This window comes from Variovorax sp. PvP013 (assembly GCF_050435945.1).
Classification (GTDB): Bacteria; Pseudomonadota; Gammaproteobacteria; order Burkholderiales; family Burkholderiaceae_C; genus Variovorax.
Genome location: NZ_JBNDLF010000007.1, coordinates 84,771 through 103,000 on the forward strand (window position 1 = coordinate 84,771; position 18,230 = coordinate 103,000).

At 67.9% G+C, this 18,230-nt stretch carries 16 protein-coding genes and 1 pseudogene; 10 read left to right on the plus strand and 7 right to left on the minus strand.

The window, feature by feature from the left end:
- Positions 1–318: 318 nt before the first annotated feature.
- The 3 genes from ABID77_RS17460 to ABID77_RS17470 all read right to left on the minus strand — a co-directional run bounded on the left by ABID77_RS17460 (position 319) and on the right by ABID77_RS17470 (position 2,248).
- Complete coding sequence (locus ABID77_RS17460; protein WP_429598467.1) at positions 319–690, minus strand: response regulator; 372 nt, start codon at positions 688–690, stop codon at positions 319–321.
- 86 nt (positions 691–776) lie between these two features.
- Complete coding sequence (locus tag ABID77_RS17465) at positions 777–1,100, minus strand: ArsR/SmtB family transcription factor (RefSeq protein WP_429598469.1); 324 nt, start codon at positions 1,098–1,100, stop codon at positions 777–779.
- Positions 1,101–1,360: 260 nt separating this feature from the next.
- Positions 1,361–2,248, minus strand: coding sequence for a LysR substrate-binding domain-containing protein (locus ABID77_RS17470; RefSeq protein ID WP_429598471.1), 888 nt, complete (start codon positions 2,246–2,248; stop codon positions 1,361–1,363).
- A gap of 102 nt (positions 2,249–2,350) precedes the next feature.
- On the opposite strand from ABID77_RS17470, the gene ABID77_RS17475 reads away from it, so the two are divergent.
- The 5 genes from ABID77_RS17475 to ABID77_RS17495 are packed head-to-tail and all read left to right on the plus strand — an operon-like array spanning position 2,351 to position 6,230.
- Positions 2,351–3,211, plus strand: coding sequence for an amidohydrolase family protein (locus ABID77_RS17475; protein ID WP_429598473.1), 861 nt, complete (start codon positions 2,351–2,353; stop codon positions 3,209–3,211).
- An 11-nt stretch (positions 3,212–3,222) separates the two neighbouring features.
- The gene (locus tag ABID77_RS17480) at positions 3,223–4,053 is read left to right on the plus strand and encodes an SDR family NAD(P)-dependent oxidoreductase (protein ID WP_429598475.1); all 831 of its coding nucleotides are present in this window, start codon (positions 3,223–3,225) and stop codon (positions 4,051–4,053) included.
- A 36-nt stretch (positions 4,054–4,089) separates the two neighbouring features.
- Positions 4,090–5,067 (plus strand): Bug family tripartite tricarboxylate transporter substrate binding protein, encoded by a 978-nt coding sequence (locus ABID77_RS17485; RefSeq protein WP_429598478.1) that lies wholly within the window; start codon positions 4,090–4,092, stop codon positions 5,065–5,067.
- 27 nt (positions 5,068–5,094) lie between these two features.
- On the plus strand, positions 5,095–5,613 hold the full coding sequence (locus tag ABID77_RS17490) for a carboxymuconolactone decarboxylase family protein (protein WP_429598480.1): 519 nt from the start codon (positions 5,095–5,097) through the stop codon (positions 5,611–5,613).
- An 11-nt stretch (positions 5,614–5,624) separates the two neighbouring features.
- Complete coding sequence (locus ABID77_RS17495; RefSeq protein WP_429598482.1) at positions 5,625–6,230, plus strand: hypothetical protein; 606 nt, start codon at positions 5,625–5,627, stop codon at positions 6,228–6,230.
- Between the two features lie 380 nt (positions 6,231–6,610).
- Here ABID77_RS17495 and ABID77_RS17500 read toward each other — a convergent pair whose 3' ends face one another.
- Complete coding sequence (locus ABID77_RS17500; RefSeq protein ID WP_429598484.1) at positions 6,611–7,810, minus strand: vanadium-dependent haloperoxidase; 1,200 nt, start codon at positions 7,808–7,810, stop codon at positions 6,611–6,613.
- A gap of 398 nt (positions 7,811–8,208) precedes the next feature.
- Here ABID77_RS17500 and ABID77_RS17505 point away from each other — a divergent pair.
- Positions 8,209–8,454 (plus strand): annotated as a pseudogene (locus ABID77_RS17505) (type II 3-dehydroquinate dehydratase); the annotation flags it as partial.
- A gap of 177 nt (positions 8,455–8,631) precedes the next feature.
- Here the strand turns inward: ABID77_RS17505 and ABID77_RS17510 are convergent.
- Entirely contained in the window at positions 8,632–9,606 is a 975-nt protein-coding gene (locus tag ABID77_RS17510; protein ID WP_429598486.1) for a Bug family tripartite tricarboxylate transporter substrate binding protein, read from the minus strand.
- A gap of 107 nt (positions 9,607–9,713) precedes the next feature.
- On the opposite strand from ABID77_RS17510, the gene ABID77_RS17515 reads away from it, so the two are divergent.
- The 4 genes from ABID77_RS17515 (at position 9,714) to ABID77_RS17530 (ending at position 15,552) form a co-directional block, all read left to right on the plus strand.
- Positions 9,714–10,613, plus strand: coding sequence for a LysR family transcriptional regulator (locus ABID77_RS17515; RefSeq protein ID WP_429598488.1), 900 nt, complete (start codon positions 9,714–9,716; stop codon positions 10,611–10,613).
- Between the two features lie 305 nt (positions 10,614–10,918).
- The gene (locus ABID77_RS17520; RefSeq protein ID WP_429598490.1) at positions 10,919–12,205 is read left to right on the plus strand and encodes an ATP-grasp domain-containing protein; all 1,287 of its coding nucleotides are present in this window, start codon (positions 10,919–10,921) and stop codon (positions 12,203–12,205) included.
- Positions 12,206–12,232: 27 nt separating this feature from the next.
- Entirely contained in the window at positions 12,233–14,959 is a 2,727-nt protein-coding gene (locus tag ABID77_RS17525) for a CoA-binding protein (RefSeq protein WP_429598492.1), read from the plus strand.
- Between the two features lie 296 nt (positions 14,960–15,255).
- Positions 15,256–15,552, plus strand: coding sequence for a BLUF domain-containing protein (locus ABID77_RS17530; RefSeq protein ID WP_429598626.1), 297 nt, complete (start codon positions 15,256–15,258; stop codon positions 15,550–15,552).
- A 96-nt stretch (positions 15,553–15,648) separates the two neighbouring features.
- On the opposite strand, the gene ABID77_RS17535 is transcribed toward ABID77_RS17530, so the two are convergent.
- Both ABID77_RS17535 and ABID77_RS17540 read right to left on the minus strand, forming a co-directional pair.
- Positions 15,649–16,857 (minus strand): sensor histidine kinase, encoded by a 1,209-nt coding sequence (locus ABID77_RS17535; protein ID WP_429598494.1) that lies wholly within the window; start codon positions 16,855–16,857, stop codon positions 15,649–15,651.
- A 390-nt stretch (positions 16,858–17,247) separates the two neighbouring features.
- Entirely contained in the window at positions 17,248–17,958 is a 711-nt protein-coding gene (locus tag ABID77_RS17540; protein ID WP_429598496.1) for a Crp/Fnr family transcriptional regulator, read from the minus strand.
- Positions 17,959–18,230 lie beyond the last annotated feature (272 nt).

Genomic DNA, 18,230 nt, shown 5'->3' on the forward strand with positions numbered 1-18,230 from the left:
CGGGCTGGCTCCCGGCGCATCGCATCCTTGGCGGCGAAACCGCCTGAGCATCGTCGTCGCCGCCTCGACCGGCGCGATGACGGCCGTTTCGTTCGCAGGACCGGACTCTCCCTGGGATACGACCGGCCCGCGTGGTCGGTCAGGGCGGCAAGGGACCCCAGGTCGATCGATCGGTGCAGAACATGCTGCGCCTGTCGGTGGCCCGCCATTTCCGATCGACTCGACGTGTCGATCCCGACCGGCGAGCACGTCGTCCAGGACGCCCCCGGGTCGACCGGCCGCTGCTCGGTGGCGGCGCGACGACGGAGAGCGGAAAGGTCACGATCTGGCTGCGGCGCTGCAATATTTCAGTATGAGACCGATCTCCAAATCCTTCATGAACGCCGCATCCGCACCCATCGCGGCACATCGCCGCCGCGCGGCCGCATTGAGGTGGTTGCTCAGGACAACGACCTTCTGATTCGACTGCCGGACCCTGCAGGCGCTGAGGACCTGCAAACCATTGCCCGGTCCCAGCGCGAGATCGACGATCGCCAGATGCCATTTGGACCGATTCTCGAGAAGCCAATCCACGGCGTCGCCCTCGCTCTGCGCATGCCCCACCACGTGGACGTCCGGCAGATCTTCGAGCAATTCGGTCATGGCGTTCACGACATGGCGATCGTCGTCGACGAGGTATACGTTGAGCATCGGGTCGGTTCTCGTCGTGGGTCGAAATGTGGTGTCGCGTCGACGCGACCGTCCGTCGGATCGTCCACGCATGCGATCGGAGACGGTCAGCAAGCACAGGTGGCGGTCGTGCTCACCGCACACGCCTGGCCTCGACAGCAATTTTCCGTGAGATAGGTCAGAAGCAGATTCATCTGGTCATAGGACGCCCGATAGACCAGATTACGTCCCTGGCGTCGTTGCACCGCCAGGTTCGCGTTCACCAGTTCCTTCAGGTGAAACGACAAGCTGGTGGCAGGCAGTTCCAGCATCTCGCTCAGGGCGCCGGGCGTCAGACCGTCCGACCCCACCTCCACCAGCGCGCGAAAGACGCGCAGGCGGCTGGGTTGCGCCAAGGCGGCCAGCGCTTTGACAGCGGCGTTTTCTTCCATCGTTCAATTTTTATCGAAATGTAGAGTCGGAGCAAGGACCCGACCTCGAGCGCCGGCGCCTCCCGTCAGGATGCCGCGCGGACCGACCCGCTTCGACGAGGCTCGCGCGCCTTGCGGCGGAACCGCCCGCTGTCGAGGTCGGGCAGCTCGGGCGAGTCGGGACTCGGCGACACGTCGACCCTTGTCGTCGACGGCGGCATCGGCGGGATGTCGAGCACGGCCGGCTCGGACAGCACGTCCTCGTGCGATCGGCTGCGCCCCTATCCGCCATACTGTTCCAACGCGAGCGAGCGCAGCAGTTCGGCCGCCAGCCGCTGCGGCCTGGTGGCGGGCCGTGCGCGAGGGATCGCCAGCACGACGCGGTTGCGCATCGCCGGCGACACGATCGCGGCCTCGTGCAGCGTCTGAGGGTAGGTCCAGAGCCGTCGCGCACTGGCCGGCAGCACGGTGTGCGCCACCCCCCGCGCCACCAGCGACAGCACGGTCAACACCGAATCGACCTCCGCGACGATGTCGAGCGCCAGACCGCGCGGCCGCGTGTGCGCCTCCAGCAGGCGACGCAGGGCGTTGGGGCCGCTGGGCATGACCAGGGGCACGGCGCTCAGTTCGGCGAGCTTCATGCGCCGGGGCAGGGGTCGGGGCCCGAACAGCAGCAGCGGCTCGCGGCCCAAGGTTTCCTCGGTCAGCTGCGGAGAGGTCGGCGGATCGAACAGGATCGCCATGTCCAGCGTTCCGGCCACCAGCCACTCGCGCAGACGGATGCTGAGCGACTCGACGATCGTCACCGTCGCCTCCGGATACTGCTCCCGGAACCGCTGCACCAGATCGGCCGTCAGCACCTGCGCCACGCGCGGCGGCAGGCCCACCGTGACCTGGCCGCGCGGGCTCGACTGGCGTTCCCGCATGTCGGCCCGGGCCTTGTCGGCCAGTTCGAAGATGCCGCGCGCGTGGGCCAGCAGCGCCAGCCCGGCTTCGTTGGCCGACGCCCCGCGCCCGTTGCGCACCAGCAGCCGCTGGCCGACTTCCTCTTCGAGCAGCAGCACCTGCCGGCTGAGTGCCGGCTGGGACAGATGCAAGGTCGCGGCGGCCCGGCTGAAGCTGCCGCTTTCGACCACCGCGACGAAGTAGCGCAGGCGGGTGAGATCCATGGATTTTCCCTGAGTGGAGCCCGCATTAGGCATGCGATCGACGGATAGCTGCTATCGGGTCGATCGATGGTTCCGCGGCCCTCGCGACCAGACAATGGAGCCATGCCCGACATCCTCACCTACGACCCCGAACCCAGGGCCCCGGGCTTCACGCCGCCGCCGCTGAGCTGCGACAGCCACGTGCACGTGTTCGGTCCGGCGGCGCGTTTTCCGTACGCGGAAGGACGCGGCTTCACGCCCGCGGATGCGCCCAAGGAGACCTTGTTCGCGCTGCACCGCCTGCTGGGCATCGCGCGCTGCGTGATCGTGCAGTCGGCCGTGCATGGCATGGACAACCGGGTCGTCGAGGACGCCATCGCCGCGGGCGGCGGGCGCTACCTGGGCGTCGCCCTGGTGCCGGCCTCGGTCCCCGACGCCGAGCTCGCCCGGCTGGCGGCGGCCGGTTTCCGCGGCGTACGCTTCAACTTCATGGCGCACCTGCCCGGCACGCCGCTGGACGACGTGCTGGCGCTGACCCGCCGGCTGGCCCCGCTGGGCATGCACCTGCAGGTGCATTTCGAAAGCGCGTTGGTGCACACCGTGGGGGCCGCGCTGGCGCGCAGCGCGGTGCCGGTGGTGATCGACCACATGGGCCGGGTCGATGCCGCGCGGGGTCCGGACCACGCGGATTTCGCGGGCCTCTGCCGCCTGATGGCCAACCCGCTGTTCCGGGTGAAGGTGAGCGGGGTGGACCGCATCGCCACCGCCGGCACCTACCCGCAGGGCGTGGCCCTGGCGCGCCGGCTGGTCGAATCCTTCGCCGACCGCTGCCTGTGGGGCAGCGACTGGCCGCATCCCAACCACACCCATGTGCCCGACGACGCGGCGCTGGTCGAACTGCTGCCGGACATCGCGCCCGACGCCGGGCTGCGGCAGCGCCTGCTGGTCGACAACCCGGCGGCGTTCTACCGATTCGCAGAGTGAGGACGAACCCGATGAGCGAAGAGACAACGTTCAATTACAACCCGGCCGGACGGCTCAAGGACCGCGTGGCCTTCGTCAGCGGTGCCGGCTCGGTCGGCCCGGGCTGGGGCAACGGCCGGGCCATCGCCGTGCGATTCGCCGAGGAGGGCGCGCTGGTGTTCGCCACCGATCGCGATCCGGAGCGCCTGGTCGAGACCGCCGAGCGGGTGGCCGCCGCCGGCGGCACCCTGGTGACCTGCCGGTGCGATGCGACCGACAGCGCCTCCATCGCCGCCGCGGTGGCGCGGTGCGCCGAGCGCTTCGGCCGCATCGACGTGCTGGTCAACAACGTGGGCGGCTCGGCCAAAGGCGGGCCGGTCGACATGCCCGAGGAGGTGTGGGACGCCCAGGTGGACCATAACCTGAAGAGCGTGTTCCTCGGCTGCAAGCACGTGCTGCCGCTGATGGAGCGCCAGGGCGCGGGCGCGATCGTCAACATGTCGTCGACCTCGGGCCTGCGCTGGACCGGCGCGGCGCAGGTGGCCTACGCCGCGACCAAGGCCGCGGTGATCCAGTTCTCGCGGGTGCTGGCGGTGCAGTACGCCGATCGCAACATCCGCTGCAACACCGTGGTGCCGGGGCAACTGCACACGCCGATGGTCGAGGTGCGGCTGGCCGGACAGCGCGCCGGCGGCGACGTGCAGGCCCTGCTGGCACAGCGCCAGGCACGCATCCCGCTGCCCTTCATGGGCGACGGCCGCGACACGGCGGCGGCGGCGCTGTTCCTGGCCTCGGACGAGGCCCGGTTCATCACCGGGACGGAACTGGTGGTCGATGGCGGCATGTCCGTGCGCTGCGGCTGAGACGACCCTTTCTCGAACAATCAGGAGACCGACATCGTGAACACCCCCTCTCTCGTGCGCCGCTGCGTCCTCGGCCTGGTGGCGGCCGTTTGCCTGGCCGCACCCGCCGCCTGGGCACAGGGCGGCAAGGTGACCCGCCTGGTGGTCGCCTTCCCGCCGGGCGGACCGGTCGATTTCGTGGCGCGCACCGTGGCCGAAAGGCTTGGCAAGGAACTCGGCCAGCAGGTCATCGTCGAGAACAAGGCCGGGGGCAACGGCGCCATCGCGGCCGAGTACGTCGCCCATGCCGCACCCCACGGCGACACGCTCTGGCTGACCAGCGTCGGCGCGGTCGCCATCAATCCCGCGCTGTACGAGAAGCTGGCCTACGACATGCAGAAGGACCTGCAGCCCGTGGCCCTGGTGGTGCGCAACGTGGAGGTGCTGGTGGTGCCCGCCAACGCGCCGTACGACACCGGTGCCGAGTTCGTGGCCGCGGCGGCCAAGGCCAGGCGACCGCTGACCTTGGCGTCCTCGGGCACCGGCAGCGTGCCGCACCTGGCCATGGAATTGCTCTCGGACGCCGCCAAGGTGCCGTTGCTGCACGTCCCCTACAAGGGGGCGGCGCCAGCCATCACCGACGTGATCGCCGGCCACGTCGACGGCTTCTTCGGCGACATCCCCGGCCTGGTGAGCTTCATCAAGGGCGGCAAGCTCAAGCCGATCGGCGTCGCCGCCGACAAACGCAATCCCCTGCTGCCCGACGTGAAGACGTTCAAGGAAATGGGCATCGCCGGCGTCGACTCCGACAACTGGTATGCCGTGTTCGCCGGCAGGTCGGTGCCCGCCGCCGAGATCGAGAAGGTGAGCGCGGCGCTGCGCACGACGTTGGCCGATGAAGGCGTGCGCAGCCGCCTGCTAGCCTCGGGCGCCGAACCCGCGGCCTCGACGCCCGCCGAATTGGCCGCGCTGCTGAAGAAGGACGGCGACAAGTGGGGCCGCATCGTCAAGGCCAAGAACATCAAGCCCGACTGACGCATCCGCAACGCGAGGAGGAATCTCATGCGCATCCCGGCCATCGAACCCGGCACCCGTCCAGAAACGGCCGCTCTGGAAGCACGGATCCAGGGCGCCCGCGGCCGCATCTCGCTGCTCTACCAAGTGCTGCTCAACAGCCCCCCCGTGGCGCACGGCTGGGAGCAGATGCTGTCGTCCATCCGCAATCACAACAGCCTGCCGGCCGGACTGCGCGAGATGCTCATCCTGCGGGTGGCCGTGATCAACCGCGCGCCCTACGAGTTCGAGGCCCACGTGCCCCATGCCCTGGCGGGCGGCGTGGCGCAGGCCACCATCGACGCCCTGCGTTCACCGCGCCTGCCCACCGACGCCGGGTTGAGTCCGGCCGAGGCGGTGGCCTTGGAATACGCCGACACCATGACCCGCGACGTCGAGGTGCCCGACGAATTGTTCACCCGCGTGCAGGCGCATTTCCTCGGCCAGGCCCTCGTCGATCTGACCGCCACCGTGGCGGCCTACAACATGGTGTCGCGGTTCCTGGTGGCACTGCGGATCGGCCACTGAGGGACGGCGACATGACAAGACGCGACACCGACCAGATCCTGCTGCAGGCCCGGCTCGACGAGGGCGCATCGGCAACCTGGACGACCGCCTGCGCCGCGGCCGTCGCCGCATGGCCCGGCGCCCGGCTGCGGCGCGCGGCGTGGTCGCCCACGACCGGCGACGCGTACGCCTACCTGGCGCTGCCGCAGCGCCGGCAGCTGGAAGCCGCCGATCTGGCACCGGCGCTGGCGGCCCTGACCGCGGTACTGCCGCCGGAGGCCGGGCCGCGCGTGTCGCGGCTGGCGCTGGCCTTCGCGCTGGCCGGCGCCAGTCGGGGCGCCGAACCGGCCTGGCACTACGTGGTCGAGATGGACCCCGCGGCCGGCTGGCAGGACGAACTGATGCGCTGGTACGACACCGAGCACATGCCGGGTCTGGCCTCGGTGCCCGGCAGCGTCCACGCCGCGCGCCTGCTCAACCACGACCACGGCCCGCTCTCGCTGGCCTGCTACGACCTGGTCAGCCCCGAGACCCTGGGTTCGCCGCCCTGGCTGGCGGTGCGCGGCACCGCGTGGAGCAGCCGGGTGCGGCCGCATTTCACCCACACCCGACGGACCATGTTCAAGACCCTGGCCTGACGACCACCCACGGCCCGTCGATACCGGAAGCGCACCGGGCACCGCCGCTTCTCCGACGTCGTCGGGCGCGCCCTGGCCGACGAGCCGACCCGCGATCCTCGGCGTGCCCCTGGTCGTGGACGACCGGACCGGCGGGGGCGGCGTGCCGGCCATGATGGAGTACCTGAAGCTCACCACCGGCCTGTTCATCGTCCACGTTCCCTCCCGCGGCACGAGGCGCGGGAGCAGAAAGCGTCGGAAAAGCATCGTGGCGCGCGCCGCCATCAGGACGGAACGAACTCTGTCCTTCGACACGTCGCGCAGATCTTCGATTCCGTGGACCGCCGATGGGGTCATCCGGCCGTTCCGGGGGAAAACAGTCCGATCGCGTCCAGCGGGCGTCATGGGTTCTGCTGGAAGCGATGAGCCATCACCCATTGCGCGACGTGCTCACCGAGTTCTTCTCCGCGCACCATCGCATGGCGGAAGTGCATCCCACCGTAGATGCGGGCCTCCCGGACCTCTTCGACCAAGCCTCGCATCGTCGTGAAGGCATGTGTCGTGCCCGTGACCGTGCTGTCGAAAACATGGTCGACCCTGTCGGTGCCGAAGAAGCGTCGGATGGCTCCGGCGATGGCAGCTGCGTTGCAGGCATGCGCTGCCGGGTACTCGGGATGATTGGGGGTCGGCACCACCGGCGCCCAGCCCGGATCGGGATCGGTGACGGGATTGCCGTCGAGGTCGGCCAGCGTGATCGCGCTCGTCGGACGCCAGGACTCGTAGAAGTACTTGGCTTCGAAACACGCGATCGTCGAATCGGCCTGCGCCACGTGGATCATCGCCAGCAGGCGCGCCTGATCGGCCAGGCTGCGATCGGTGCGTGCGAAGCGGCGGATGTTGCGGGGCCAGAAACGGAACGGCGGTTCGGTATGGAATTGCGCAATCTCGCGTTGCGCGGGCGTGCGCGGGCTGTCCACTGCCGCGCCCAGGGAACGCGTCTCCCGCAGGTCCTGCGCATAGGCGACCGAATCGAGCGCATGGGGCGCAGGGGGCCTGAACTGGGCCGCGCCGATCAGTGCGAAGGGCTTGACCGAAGGCAGGAAGCGGTTGATGGGATCGACGCCCCGGAAGCGGCCCGGTGCGCTGCCCGGCACATAGGGCGCGAGCACCACCGAACGCCCATCGTCGGCGCGCGCCGCCAGCACGCCCGCAGCCACCTCCGCACCGAGCGCGAGTCCCCGCGTCTTGGCTGCGTCCTCCGGGATGGCGTCGACGAACTCGACATAGGCCGACTGATACCGTGCCGTGCGCGCGGGATACAGACCCTTGAGAACGCCATGGGCGGCCGCGCCGACTGCGGCACGCTGCGACACCTCGCCCTCGTCCGCACCCACGACCCGCGCCACGTAGTAGGGCCGGTGGGTGCCGGTGATCGCCATCAGTGCATCGTAGATGGCGATATGCACGGTGGCCAGATCGACCGAATCGATGGGACGGCGCTCGGCCGACGTCCCGGTGGCGGCGGCCGGCACGTTGATGGTGTCGATGGCGATCTCGCTCCAGCTCGACACGGCATTGGCGCCTGCGTCGACGATCTTCACGTCGCCGGCACCGGACGAGGGTGGGAAGGCGGTGCCGCCCCCTCCATCGCCACCCCCACACCCGCCCATGACGAGGGCCACCACGGCCAGAACCGCCCCGGTGCACGCCCGAACGGATGGGCGGACACGACACCCTGGGTCGTTCGATGACGTCATGATCGTCTCCTGCGACTCGGCACCATGGCCGATCCCGGCATGGGAATGCAGCGGCGTGGGCACGTTCGGATCCTCGTGAAGGAAGGCCCGTCATGGTTGTACTTCGCCGAAGCACGTGCATCCACTGCATTGGGGAGGTCGACTCCCGCTGCGTGAAGGTCGGGCGAACGACGCCTCATCCGGGTCCGACACGCGCACGGTGCATGTCCGGCCAGCGTGATCCACCGCGACACGGCAGGCCCATGCCGGCCGAGGTCGACACACGGCTGCACGCGCGGGAGCGCGAAATCGACGCTGTCGACGCCGTGCCGATCGACGCCGGCGCCTGGACGCACTGCGGCTGCGGCTGCGGCATCCGCGATGCCCTGGCGATCCTGGCCCGTCCGGTGGTCGAACCCCCTGCGCGCGAGGCGCTCCGGCACCGCTCGGCGTCGGCCGAGATCGTCAAGGAGCGGATCCGTGGTCTTGGGATCGAGAGTCAGCCGACGGCCCTGGGCGCGACGGTGCCGGCGCGCGGGCGGTCAGGAGCGGCGCACCGATCCTTCGAGCCGATGCCCGCCATCGATCAAGTGCCGGGGTGCGTGCCCGGTGGAATCCCGCCTCGACGAGTCGTCTCCGTCTCGATCCGACGGAGACCGTTTCCTTCGATTTCGCCGCGGTCCCGCTCAATCGGCCGTGATCTTGCGTTCGCGAATGATGCGGCCCCACTTGGTGTTTTCCGCCGCGATGAACTTGCCCAGTTCCTCGCGGCTGGTGGGGTCCGCGGTCTGGCCGTGCTTGAGCAGGTTCTCGCGCACGTCCGGCGTGTTGAGCACCTTGACGATCTCGGTGTTCCAGCGGTCGAGCAAGGGCTTGGGCGTCTTGGCCGAGGCCACGAAGGCATACCAGTTGGTCGCGTTGAAGCCCGGGAAGGTCTCGGCCACGGTGGGCACGTTGGGCAGGTAGGCCGGACGGGTCAGGCCGGTGGTCGCCAGGGGAATCAGCTTGCCCGATTCGATGTGGGGCAACGCCGACGGAGGCGCCGCATAGAACGCTGCCACCCGACCGCCCAGCACGTCCTGGAGGGCGGGCGCACCGCCCTTGTAGGGAATGTGCACGGTATCGACCTTGGCCACGTCGTTGAGCAGTTCCCCCGCCAGATGGGCGGCCGAGCCGGGACCGGTGGAGGCGTAATCCAGCTTGCCGGGTTCGCGCTTGGCCTTGGCCACGAATTCGGCCAGGGTCTTGACGCCGGTGGTGGCGGGAACGACCAGCACGTTCGGGAAGGTCACCCCCATGGTGATGGGAGCGAGGTCCTTGAGCGGGTCGTAGGTCACCTTCATGAAATGGGGCGCGATGCTCAGCGGACCGATGGAGCCGAACAGGAGCACCGACCCGTCGGCGGGACCGTTGGCCACCTGGGCATGAGCCAGATTGCCACCCGCGCCGGGCTTGTTGTCCACCACCACGCTCTGGCCGATGTTCTGGCTCAGTTGCTTGGCGATGATGCGCGCCGCGATGTCGGCGGACCCACCGGCGGCGAAGCCGACGACCATGGTCACGGGTTTCTTGGGGGGAAAGTCCTGGGCCTGCACGGCATTGCAGAACAAGGGAAGACCGGCGGCCAGGAGTGCGGTCGCGATGAGCGGGCGTCGTTGCATGGAATTGTTGTCTCTGAAAGTTCGACGCCGGATCGGCACCGTGAAGGGACGCCATGCTATTCATCGGACAATAATCTGTGAATTGCAATTTACGAAAAGATTGTTGCATGCGGCGCATCAAATTCGATCTCAAGGAATTGCAGGCCTTCGTCGTCACCGCGGACGAAGCCAGTTTTCGTTCGGCCGCCCAGGCCTTGAACCTGTCGGCGCCGGCCTTGAGCCGGCGGGTGGAGCGCCTGGAAACGGCGTTGGGTGTCCGGCTGCTGGAGCGCACCACCCGACACGTCGAACTGACGGCGGCGGGACGGGAATTCCTGCAGGAAGCGCGCTCGGCGTTGACGGGTCTGGACGAAGCGGTCCAACGCCTGGGCGACCAGGGCCGACGGCGCCGGGGACGCGTGACCATCGCCTGCGTGCCGTCGGTGGCCAACCACCTGTTGCCGCCGGTGCTCGGAGCCTTCGCCCAGGAACTGCCCGACGTGCAGGTCCATGTGATCGACGAGAACGCCACCCAGGTGCTGGAGGCGGTGGCCCGGGGCGAGGCCGACTTCGGCTTGAGTTTCACCGGCAGCCAGGAGTCGGCCCTGGAGTTCCAGGTCCTGACCCGCGAACGTTACGTGCTGGCCATGCCGCGCGACCATGACTGGGCCCGGCGCGACGAGATCCGCTGGACGGAACTGGCCGGCCAACGGCTGGTGTCGGTGTCCAGTCGCAGCAGCAACCGGCTGTTGCTCGACCAGGCCATGGCCGGTCTTGCGCACCGACCGATGGTCTGGTACGAATGCAATCACGTCACCGGTGCCCTGGCCTTGGTGGAAGCAGGTCTGGGCTTGGCGGCACTGCCGCAACTGGCCCTGCCACGAGCGCACCCACGGGTGTGCGGCGTGCCGCTGATCGAACCGGACCTGTGGCGCACCCTGGGTCTCCTGAAACGACGCGGCCGCGATCTCACCCCGGTGGCCGAGGTGCTGCGACAGCGCCTGCTGCAGCGATACGCTCCTGCTTGAGAACCAGTCCGGCCGATCCGGCGGCTCGCCGCTTGTCGGTCATGCCATTGGCAGGATCATCGGCATCGGTATCGAAGCCCTAGATCCTGTCGATGCAGGCCGGCGAACGACATTCCCCGTTGTTATTCGCGTCAATATCCGACCCATCGCCAGACGCTCGATTCGATGGAGTCCTTCTCAATGCGTCTCGAATTGCATCCGTGCAAACCCTGAATCCGATGACAGCCGATTGAAAGTCTCCGTTTTTAAGATCGATGCGTGGCGGTTCGCCATGGCTTCAATTAAAACCCTTCGGAGACATTCCAATGCAGATCACCGGCATGTTGCACGGCGCCCGCCTGCTCGAATTCGCGGGCTTCCCCAGTACGGAGGTATTGGGTCCCGGCGCCAGCGAGGAAGAGATCAAGGCCATGCTCGACAAGCATGGCCTTTTGTTCGTCAAGCCCGTGTTCAAGGGCGGCATCGGCAAGAAGGGCAAGGCCGGACTGCTGGGACGGGCCAAGGACCTGCAGACCGCGCTGCAGGAAAAAGAGCGTCTCTATTTCGTCGAGCACACGCATGGCAACCAGCGCGCCAAGTCCAATGGGGTGACCTTCGAGGCCGGCGTGCCGGCCGAGCACGAGGTCTATTTCTCGATCACCGACTCCACGCAATACCGGGCGCCGATGATGACCCTCACGCACATGGGCGGCATGGAGATCGAGGAATTGGACAAGCGTCTCGTCGCGCGGGTGCCTTTCGATCCACTCACCGGATTGAAGGCTTTCGTGGTCGCCAATGCATTGACCGAGATCGGCGCGCCCAAGGAGATCATCTCGCCCCTGGTGCAGCAATTGCCCAAGCTGTGGGAATTGTTCCACAACTTCGGCATGACCACGCTGGAACTCAATCCGATCCGCATGCGGCCGGACAAGAAGGGCCGCCTGACGCCGGTGGCCTGCGACTTCAAGTGCGGCTTCGACCGCGACGACCCGCGCTGGCTGCGCCTGAAGCTGCCGGCACAACTCTTCGCCGCCGACTACTCGCCCTTCGAGCAGGAGATCAACACCCTGCGCACGCATCAGGGCCAGAGCGACGTGTACGTCGTCAACGACAAGGGCACGGTGCTGGCACCCACCTTCGGAGGCGGCGCCAATTCGCTGGTCACCGAGATGCTGGGCGACGCGGCCATCATCAGCTCGGACTTCGGCGGCAACCCGCCCTACGAGAAGATGAAGGAAGTCGCCCGCATCTGCTTCCGGCACTGGCTGCGCCAGTCCAACGTGCTGTTCGTCATCGGCGGCAAGAGCAACAACACCGACATCTTCGAGACCCTGCGCGCGATGGCCGATGCGTTGCGCGAGCATTTCAGCGTCCACGGACCGACTCCGCTATACGTGGTGCTCGGACGCGGCGGGCCGAACCTGGTGCGCGGCATGGGCGTGCTGCGCGACACCTGCGACGCGCTCGGGCTGCCCTACCGTCTGTTCGGTTTCGACTCGGACATGAGCGAGGTGATCCAGTTCGCCAAGCGCGTGGACACCTGGATGCAAAACGGCGGACGCCGCCAGATCGCCGAACGCCTGGGCATCGAGGCCCGCGTCGCCGCCTGAACCCGACCACCTCCGAGGAGACACTTCATGAACAACGGTCATTGGCAACGTCGCGGCGTGGGCGACTTCAAGTACCACGTGGGCATCAGCTCGCTCACGCAGGTCGCCTCGCGCGACGACCGCGTGTGCGTGCTCAACATCTTGGGCGGCGAATCCAGCGACGTGACGCCGGTCAGCCACGCCTATTCGGGCGGCAACGTGGTATGCGGCACGGCGCCCGGCAAGGGCGGCTCGGTGCTGGAGACCCCGATCGGCGACATCCCCGTCTACAACAACGTGCGCGACGCGCTGGCCGCGGGCCACCGCTTCAACTGCGGCGTGGTCTACCTGCCGCCGTCGGCGGCACGCGACGGCGTGGCCGAGCTGATCCGCGTCAATCCGGACCTGCGCAAGATCTTCATCATCACCGAGAAGATCGCGGTGCACGACGCACGCGAGATCCGCGCGATGGGCCAGCAGAACGGCATCGACATCTTCGGCGCCAACGGGCTGGGCGTGGCTGATTCGTGGAATCAAGTGCGCATCGGCGGCGCGCTGGGGGGCGACAAGCCCGGCGACTCGCTGCGGCCCGGTTCGATCGCCATCTTCTCCAATTCGGGTGGCTTCTCCACCACCATCGCGCAGTACCTGCGCATGGCCGGCTGGGGCACGACCACCGTGATCTCCAGCGGCAAGGACGTCTACATCCACTACGCCGCGCCCGAATTCGCCTTCGCCCTGTCCAACGATGCGCGCAGCAAGGCGGCCGTGCTGTACTGCGAACCCGGCGGCTACTACGAATACGACGCGCAGTTCAACAAGCCGGTGGTGGCCTGCGTGGTCGGCCGCTGGAAAAGCAAGCTCACGCGCGCCGTGGGCCACGCCGGCGCCATGGCCGGCGGCGACGACGACGCCCAGGCCAAGGAACGCTGGTTCATGGAGAAGTTCGGCGTCGACGGCATCTTCACGCCCGAGACCCCGGTGTTCTCCGCCAAGGGCGCCCTGGTGACCAACATCGCCCACATCCCGGCGGCGCTGACGGCGGTGATGCGCGCCAACGCCACCCTGCCCGATTTCGCGCCCGAGGGCACCCTGGCGCTCAAGCCCTGGTTCGGCTCCGACGAAGGTCTGGACCTGCCCGAGGCGCTGCGCATCCCGGTCGTGGCGGCCGTCGCTCCCTACGACGAGCAGGTGGCCCTGCTGAACACGCAGATCGGCGGCGTGGTGCCGCGCCAGACGATGAAGGACGCCTCGGGCGCCTCGCAGATGAATCCGAAGACGCAGGTCAGCAGCCTGCACGGCACCAGCATGCTGCACGCCGCGACGCTGCCGCTCGAGTCCAGCGTCGCCCTCGCCCTGGTGCACGACACGGGCGGCGAGAACGACCGACGGCTGATCGCCCCGGCCATCGCCGCCTATGTCAACCTGCACGGGCGTCCCGAACTGGCCGCCGCGCAGGCCAGCCGCGAGGCCGGCAACGCGCCCAACGCGGTGCTGGCCGCGGCCGCCGCCATCGTCGGCCCGCGGCGCCAGCAGGCCGCGCGCGAGGCCCTTCGCTTCATGATCGAGCGCTTCCACTCGGCCGGCCTGGGCAACGAGTTCGGTGCCGCGCTGTCGGAGACCTTCGATGTCGCCCGCATCGACGCGGGCGGCCAGCCGGGTCTGACCTCCGACCGGCCCGACGACCGCGCGGGACGGCTGATCGCCGGCGTCAAGGCGCGCGGCGCTCGCTCGGTGTTCCTGCGCTGGCTGGAGAGCCTGCCGGGGCATCCGACCGAAGCGGCGGTGCTGGCCGCCCTCGGCGCCACCCTGGCCTGGGGACCGCTCGCGCGCAAGCGCATCTCGCGCATCACCGCCGAGAGCTTTCCGTGGTGGTTCCAGCTGTTCGGCACCCTGATCGGCGCCTCGGCCGAGGCCGGGCGGCATGCCGAGGGCCGTTTCTGCGGCATCGAGGACGAGCGCCTGCTGGGCGAACTCGGCCTGGGCGAGATCGCCTTCGCCGCGTTGCTGGGCCACGCGCCCGGCAGGGACGACCTGTTCGCCTTCGAAACCCTGGTCGGCCTGTTGCTGACCAACGGACCGGGCGCGATCTCGGCCCAGGGCACCAAGGGCGCGGTGTCTTCCGACGGCCCGGAACAGCCCGAACGCGTGCAGCTGAACAAGGCGCTGATGGGTTTCCTGACCCACACCGGCTACGCCCACGGCGGCAACGGCTACGAAGGCATCGCCTACCTGTGCGAGCAGTTCGCGGACAGCGGCCTGAAGGACCCGGCGGACAGGAACCACGGCGTGGACCTCAAGGCCCTCGCACGGCGCGCCGTCGAGCGCTACGCCCAGTACAAGACGCGGAAGAAGTCCGCCGGCAGCCTGGACATCGCGAAATTGCCGGGCGTGAACCATCCGGTGTTCAAGGACAGGCCGATCAACCACGATCCGCGCGAGGTGTTCATCGCCGAGCAGTTCGAGGCACGCGGCGAGCACAACGTGTTCCACGCCTTCTACCGCGAGCTGGTGCAGGCGCTCTACGACGCGGGCGTCTCGCGCAACGTCTATTGCGTCAACGTGGATGCCGTGATCGCAGCGCTGCTCCTGAAGATGCTGTGGCGGCCGCTGGCGGAAGGCCGCATCGGCGAGCGCGAACTGGAGACCGCCGCGTTCACGATCTTCCTGTACCCGCGCATGTTGGGTTGCGCCGCCGAGGCCGACGACCACCTCAACCGCGGCCGCAACATGGACACGCGCACGGTGGCGTCGGTCTGCAGGTTCGTGGCCTGAAGCGCGCGGCGGGCACGACACACCGTCGTGCGGTGGAACTCGGCCATGGACCGACACGTCGATGGCTGAGCGGAACCGCGCGCCGACCTGAGCCTCGCCCGCGAATGACGACCTTGCGGAACACGGGATCCCTCCACGGGCCGTACCGACGCGCACCTCGCTGCGATCACCTCGGGGAGGCCGTCCGGATGACCAGCGACCACGGAGCACCGGCACAGCGACATGCCGGGCATCCGTGCGTGAACCGCCGCGACGCCGGAGCATCGGCACGACCCCGGGTCGATACGGCGTTCTCGATGGACCGGCATCAAGTCGAGTCATCGAGACGCCGTCGGGAGGTTCAACGCTTGTCCGAACACATCCGACAAGATGCCCGGCATCGCGACGTCACGGTGCTGGACCAGCGCCCCATCTCCCGACGTGCCTATCCCGACTGGTCATTGGCCTTGAGGGCATGGGACGATCGAACCAAGGCCATCTTCCGCAGTTTCTCTCCGGGTCAGAACCTCGACCTGTACGCCAGCGATCCCGGCACCAGCGCGCCCCTGATCAAGGCGCTCACGCGATCGGAAGACTGGAAGTTCTTGCCCTGAGCACGTCTGGGCGTCGTCGGCTGCCGAGGCTCGGTCGCGTGCATCGTTCGTGGAACCCGGATTCGGCACACCCCGGTCCTTCGGGTCCGCCGTGAATCACGGAACGCTCACGGGCCACCGCATTTCGAATCGCGTGCCCGCGTGCGCCGACGACGTGGCCGTCAGCGTTCCCTGATGCGCCTTGGCCACCTGCGCGCAGATGTGCAGACCCAGTCCGAGGTGCGTGCCCTTGTCAGGCCGATCCGAACGCCAATAAGGGTCGAAGATCCGGTCCAGATCCGTCGGGTCAATCACGGCGCCCTGATTGGAGACCGACAGCACGGCGTCATCGCCTTCGACGAACGCGCGAATCTGGATGGGAGTGCCTCGGGTTCCGTACGCGATGGCGTTGGCCACCAGATTGGAGAGCAGCTGCTGCAGGCGCGACAAGTCGCACGTGACCGCGCCGTCGATCGCGAACTCCTGGAGCAGCTGTGCGCCGGGATTGGCATCCTGGAGCTCGTGCACCACGCTGGCCAATCCTTTTGCCAGGTCCACGCGCGGTGACAGGCTGATCGAGATCACCTGACCAGCGCGGCCCTTCGCGAAATCCACCAGATCGTTGAGCAGTGCCGCCATGCGCTGGGTGCTGGCACGCATGCGTTCGCCCACCCGTGACATCGCGGGTTCGCCGAAGCGCGCGATGAGTTCGGTGCCCGACGCGATCGCGGACAAAGGGTTGCGCAGATCATGAGCGACCACGGCGATGAATTGTTCGCGCGACACGGCAAGCGAGCGCTCCGCTGCCAAGAGCTGTACCGTGTCCTCGTGCGCCAATTCGCCATCGAGCAAGTGACCGAGCAGCGCCGCATAGGCAGCGAACATCGCCTGGACCTTCGGGTCCGCGACCGGCCGCGGCATCAGATCGAGCGCGCAGAGGTTGCCGAAGTGGCTGCCGTCGTGCAGCATGATCGGCACCGAGACATAACTCTCGAACTTGTAGAGCCGGGGTGTCCGATGGTGGCGAAACACCGGGTCGACGCTGGCATGCTCGATCACGATCGGCGTGCGCTGATTTCTGACCTCCAGGCACAGCGTGGTCTCCACGGGAAGTTCGGATCCCGGGCTCAAGCCGAAATCGAGCTGGTCGTGCACGGCACAGGCGACCCAGAGCTCGTCGGTGACGTGCGCCACGGCGGAAAACCGAAGCTGCGTCTGCTCGGAGATCAGCCGAAGCATGACCGGCACGGCATCGATGCGCTGGACCGCACGACGCAACGCGTCGGCACGGGTTCGCGCATCCTGGCGCAGTGCTGAGGTGGTCATGGTGTCGTCAGTATTTTCCTACATTTCGAGCACCGACCGAAACTTTCTGCGTACCTGACCCGAAATTTCTCGCGAGATCGCACTGTCGGCCGAACCGGTCCATTGCGACGCGGTCGCTCACTGCTCGAATGCCGGCATTTCGATGACGTGCTGACGCGGGCCACGGCCGGATGCAGCCGATCCCGGACCGCGCCGTGGCACCACTTGGCGGACTCCTGGCGCGCGCTGGACGAGATGGGGTGGTGGGGCGGCGGCGGTCACCGAGGCGGCGCACGTCGCCCGCCACGCATGGGCACCGCCCCATGCGATGACTCCCCACCGCTGCCGGACCGGACGTGGACCTGCACGACGCACGCCTTGCGATCCGTGTTCACGGACTGTGCGACTCGGTCATTTGGCTGGAAGCAGATGTTCGTACCGCTTCGCGACGAAGTCATAGCACCTGCACGCATTCATCTCGAGTCCGGGACGATCCACGACCATGATGCGTCCCCGCGTGTAGCTGATCAGGTTGGTCCCCTGCAATCGGAGTGCCACGTCAGTCACGCTCTCGCGCCGCACGCCGAGCATCATGGCCATGGTTTCCTGCGTGATCTTCATGTCGCCCGGAGGAAGGCGATCCTGCGCCATCAGCAACCAGCGGCTCAGTTGCTGCTCCAGGGAATGTCGACGGCTGCAGGCGGCGGTCTGCGCCATCTGGGAGACGAGCGCCTTGAGGAAACGGCAGAACAGTTCCTGGACGGGACTTTCGTTGCCGAGTCTGCGTACGACTTCCGAGGCATCGATTCTCAGGCTGGTTCCTGCGACCTGGGCCATCGCGCAGCCGGACGCCGTGCGGCTGCCCAGCACCACCGAAACTCCCACCATGCCTTCGTTGCCGATCACCGCCAACTCGATGACGGAGCCGTCTTCCAGGGGCTGGACATAGGAGATCAGCGCATCGACGGGAAAGTAGATGTGACTCAATGGCTGGCCATCGTCGTAGAGGACGGTGCCGAAAGGCAATTCAACGAGTTCGAAATGCGGAAGCCAATCGTCGAGCACGTCGTCAGGCATTGCCGCCAGCAAACGATTCCTTCGGGCCAGAGAAACAGCAATCATCTGGAATGACCATTCACAGGAAGGATTGAAACTCAGGACGCGCTACGAAATTCGTGCACCGGTCTTCCGGACCGGAGGCGCAGGAGTTCTTTTAAAACGAACCTCGCGTAGGACGGGGCGACGACATTCCCGTGGCATCCGAAGTCCTGTGCCCGGAAGCGCGGGCCCGCCGACCCGCCAGCGCCATGGATCGATGCATTTCCTGCGCAGTGGCGAGCGATCGCCCTCCGGCACCCATCAGGCGGTCGTGCGCTGCCGCGCCGCGCCGGACG

Excerpts from the sequence above, each read along its gene's own strand:
- ABID77_RS17460 (WP_429598467.1), bottom strand. The coding sequence starts at position 690 with ATGCTCAACGTATACCTCGTCGACGACGATCGCCATGTCGTGAACGCC.
- ABID77_RS17465 (WP_429598469.1), bottom strand. The coding sequence starts at position 1,100 with ATGGAAGAAAACGCCGCTGTCAAAGCGCTGGCCGCCTTGGCGCAACCC.
- ABID77_RS17470 (WP_429598471.1), bottom strand. The coding sequence starts at position 2,248 with ATGGATCTCACCCGCCTGCGCTACTTCGTCGCGGTGGTCGAAAGCGGC.
- ABID77_RS17475 (WP_429598473.1), top strand. The coding sequence starts at position 2,351 with ATGCCCGACATCCTCACCTACGACCCCGAACCCAGGGCCCCGGGCTTC.
- ABID77_RS17480 (WP_429598475.1), top strand. The coding sequence starts at position 3,223 with ATGAGCGAAGAGACAACGTTCAATTACAACCCGGCCGGACGGCTCAAG.
- ABID77_RS17490 (WP_429598480.1), top strand. The coding sequence starts at position 5,095 with ATGCGCATCCCGGCCATCGAACCCGGCACCCGTCCAGAAACGGCCGCT.
- ABID77_RS17495 (WP_429598482.1), top strand. The coding sequence starts at position 5,625 with ATGACAAGACGCGACACCGACCAGATCCTGCTGCAGGCCCGGCTCGAC.
- ABID77_RS17510 (WP_429598486.1), bottom strand. The coding sequence starts at position 9,606 with ATGCAACGACGCCCGCTCATCGCGACCGCACTCCTGGCCGCCGGTCTT.
- ABID77_RS17515 (WP_429598488.1), top strand. The coding sequence starts at position 9,714 with ATGCGGCGCATCAAATTCGATCTCAAGGAATTGCAGGCCTTCGTCGTC.
- ABID77_RS17520 (WP_429598490.1), top strand. The coding sequence starts at position 10,919 with ATGCAGATCACCGGCATGTTGCACGGCGCCCGCCTGCTCGAATTCGCG.
- ABID77_RS17525 (WP_429598492.1), top strand. The coding sequence starts at position 12,233 with ATGAACAACGGTCATTGGCAACGTCGCGGCGTGGGCGACTTCAAGTAC.
- ABID77_RS17530 (WP_429598626.1), top strand. The coding sequence starts at position 15,256 with ATGGACCGGCATCAAGTCGAGTCATCGAGACGCCGTCGGGAGGTTCAA.
- ABID77_RS17535 (WP_429598494.1), bottom strand. The coding sequence starts at position 16,857 with ATGACCACCTCAGCACTGCGCCAGGATGCGCGAACCCGTGCCGACGCG.
- ABID77_RS17540 (WP_429598496.1), bottom strand. The coding sequence starts at position 17,958 with ATGATTGCTGTTTCTCTGGCCCGAAGGAATCGTTTGCTGGCGGCAATG.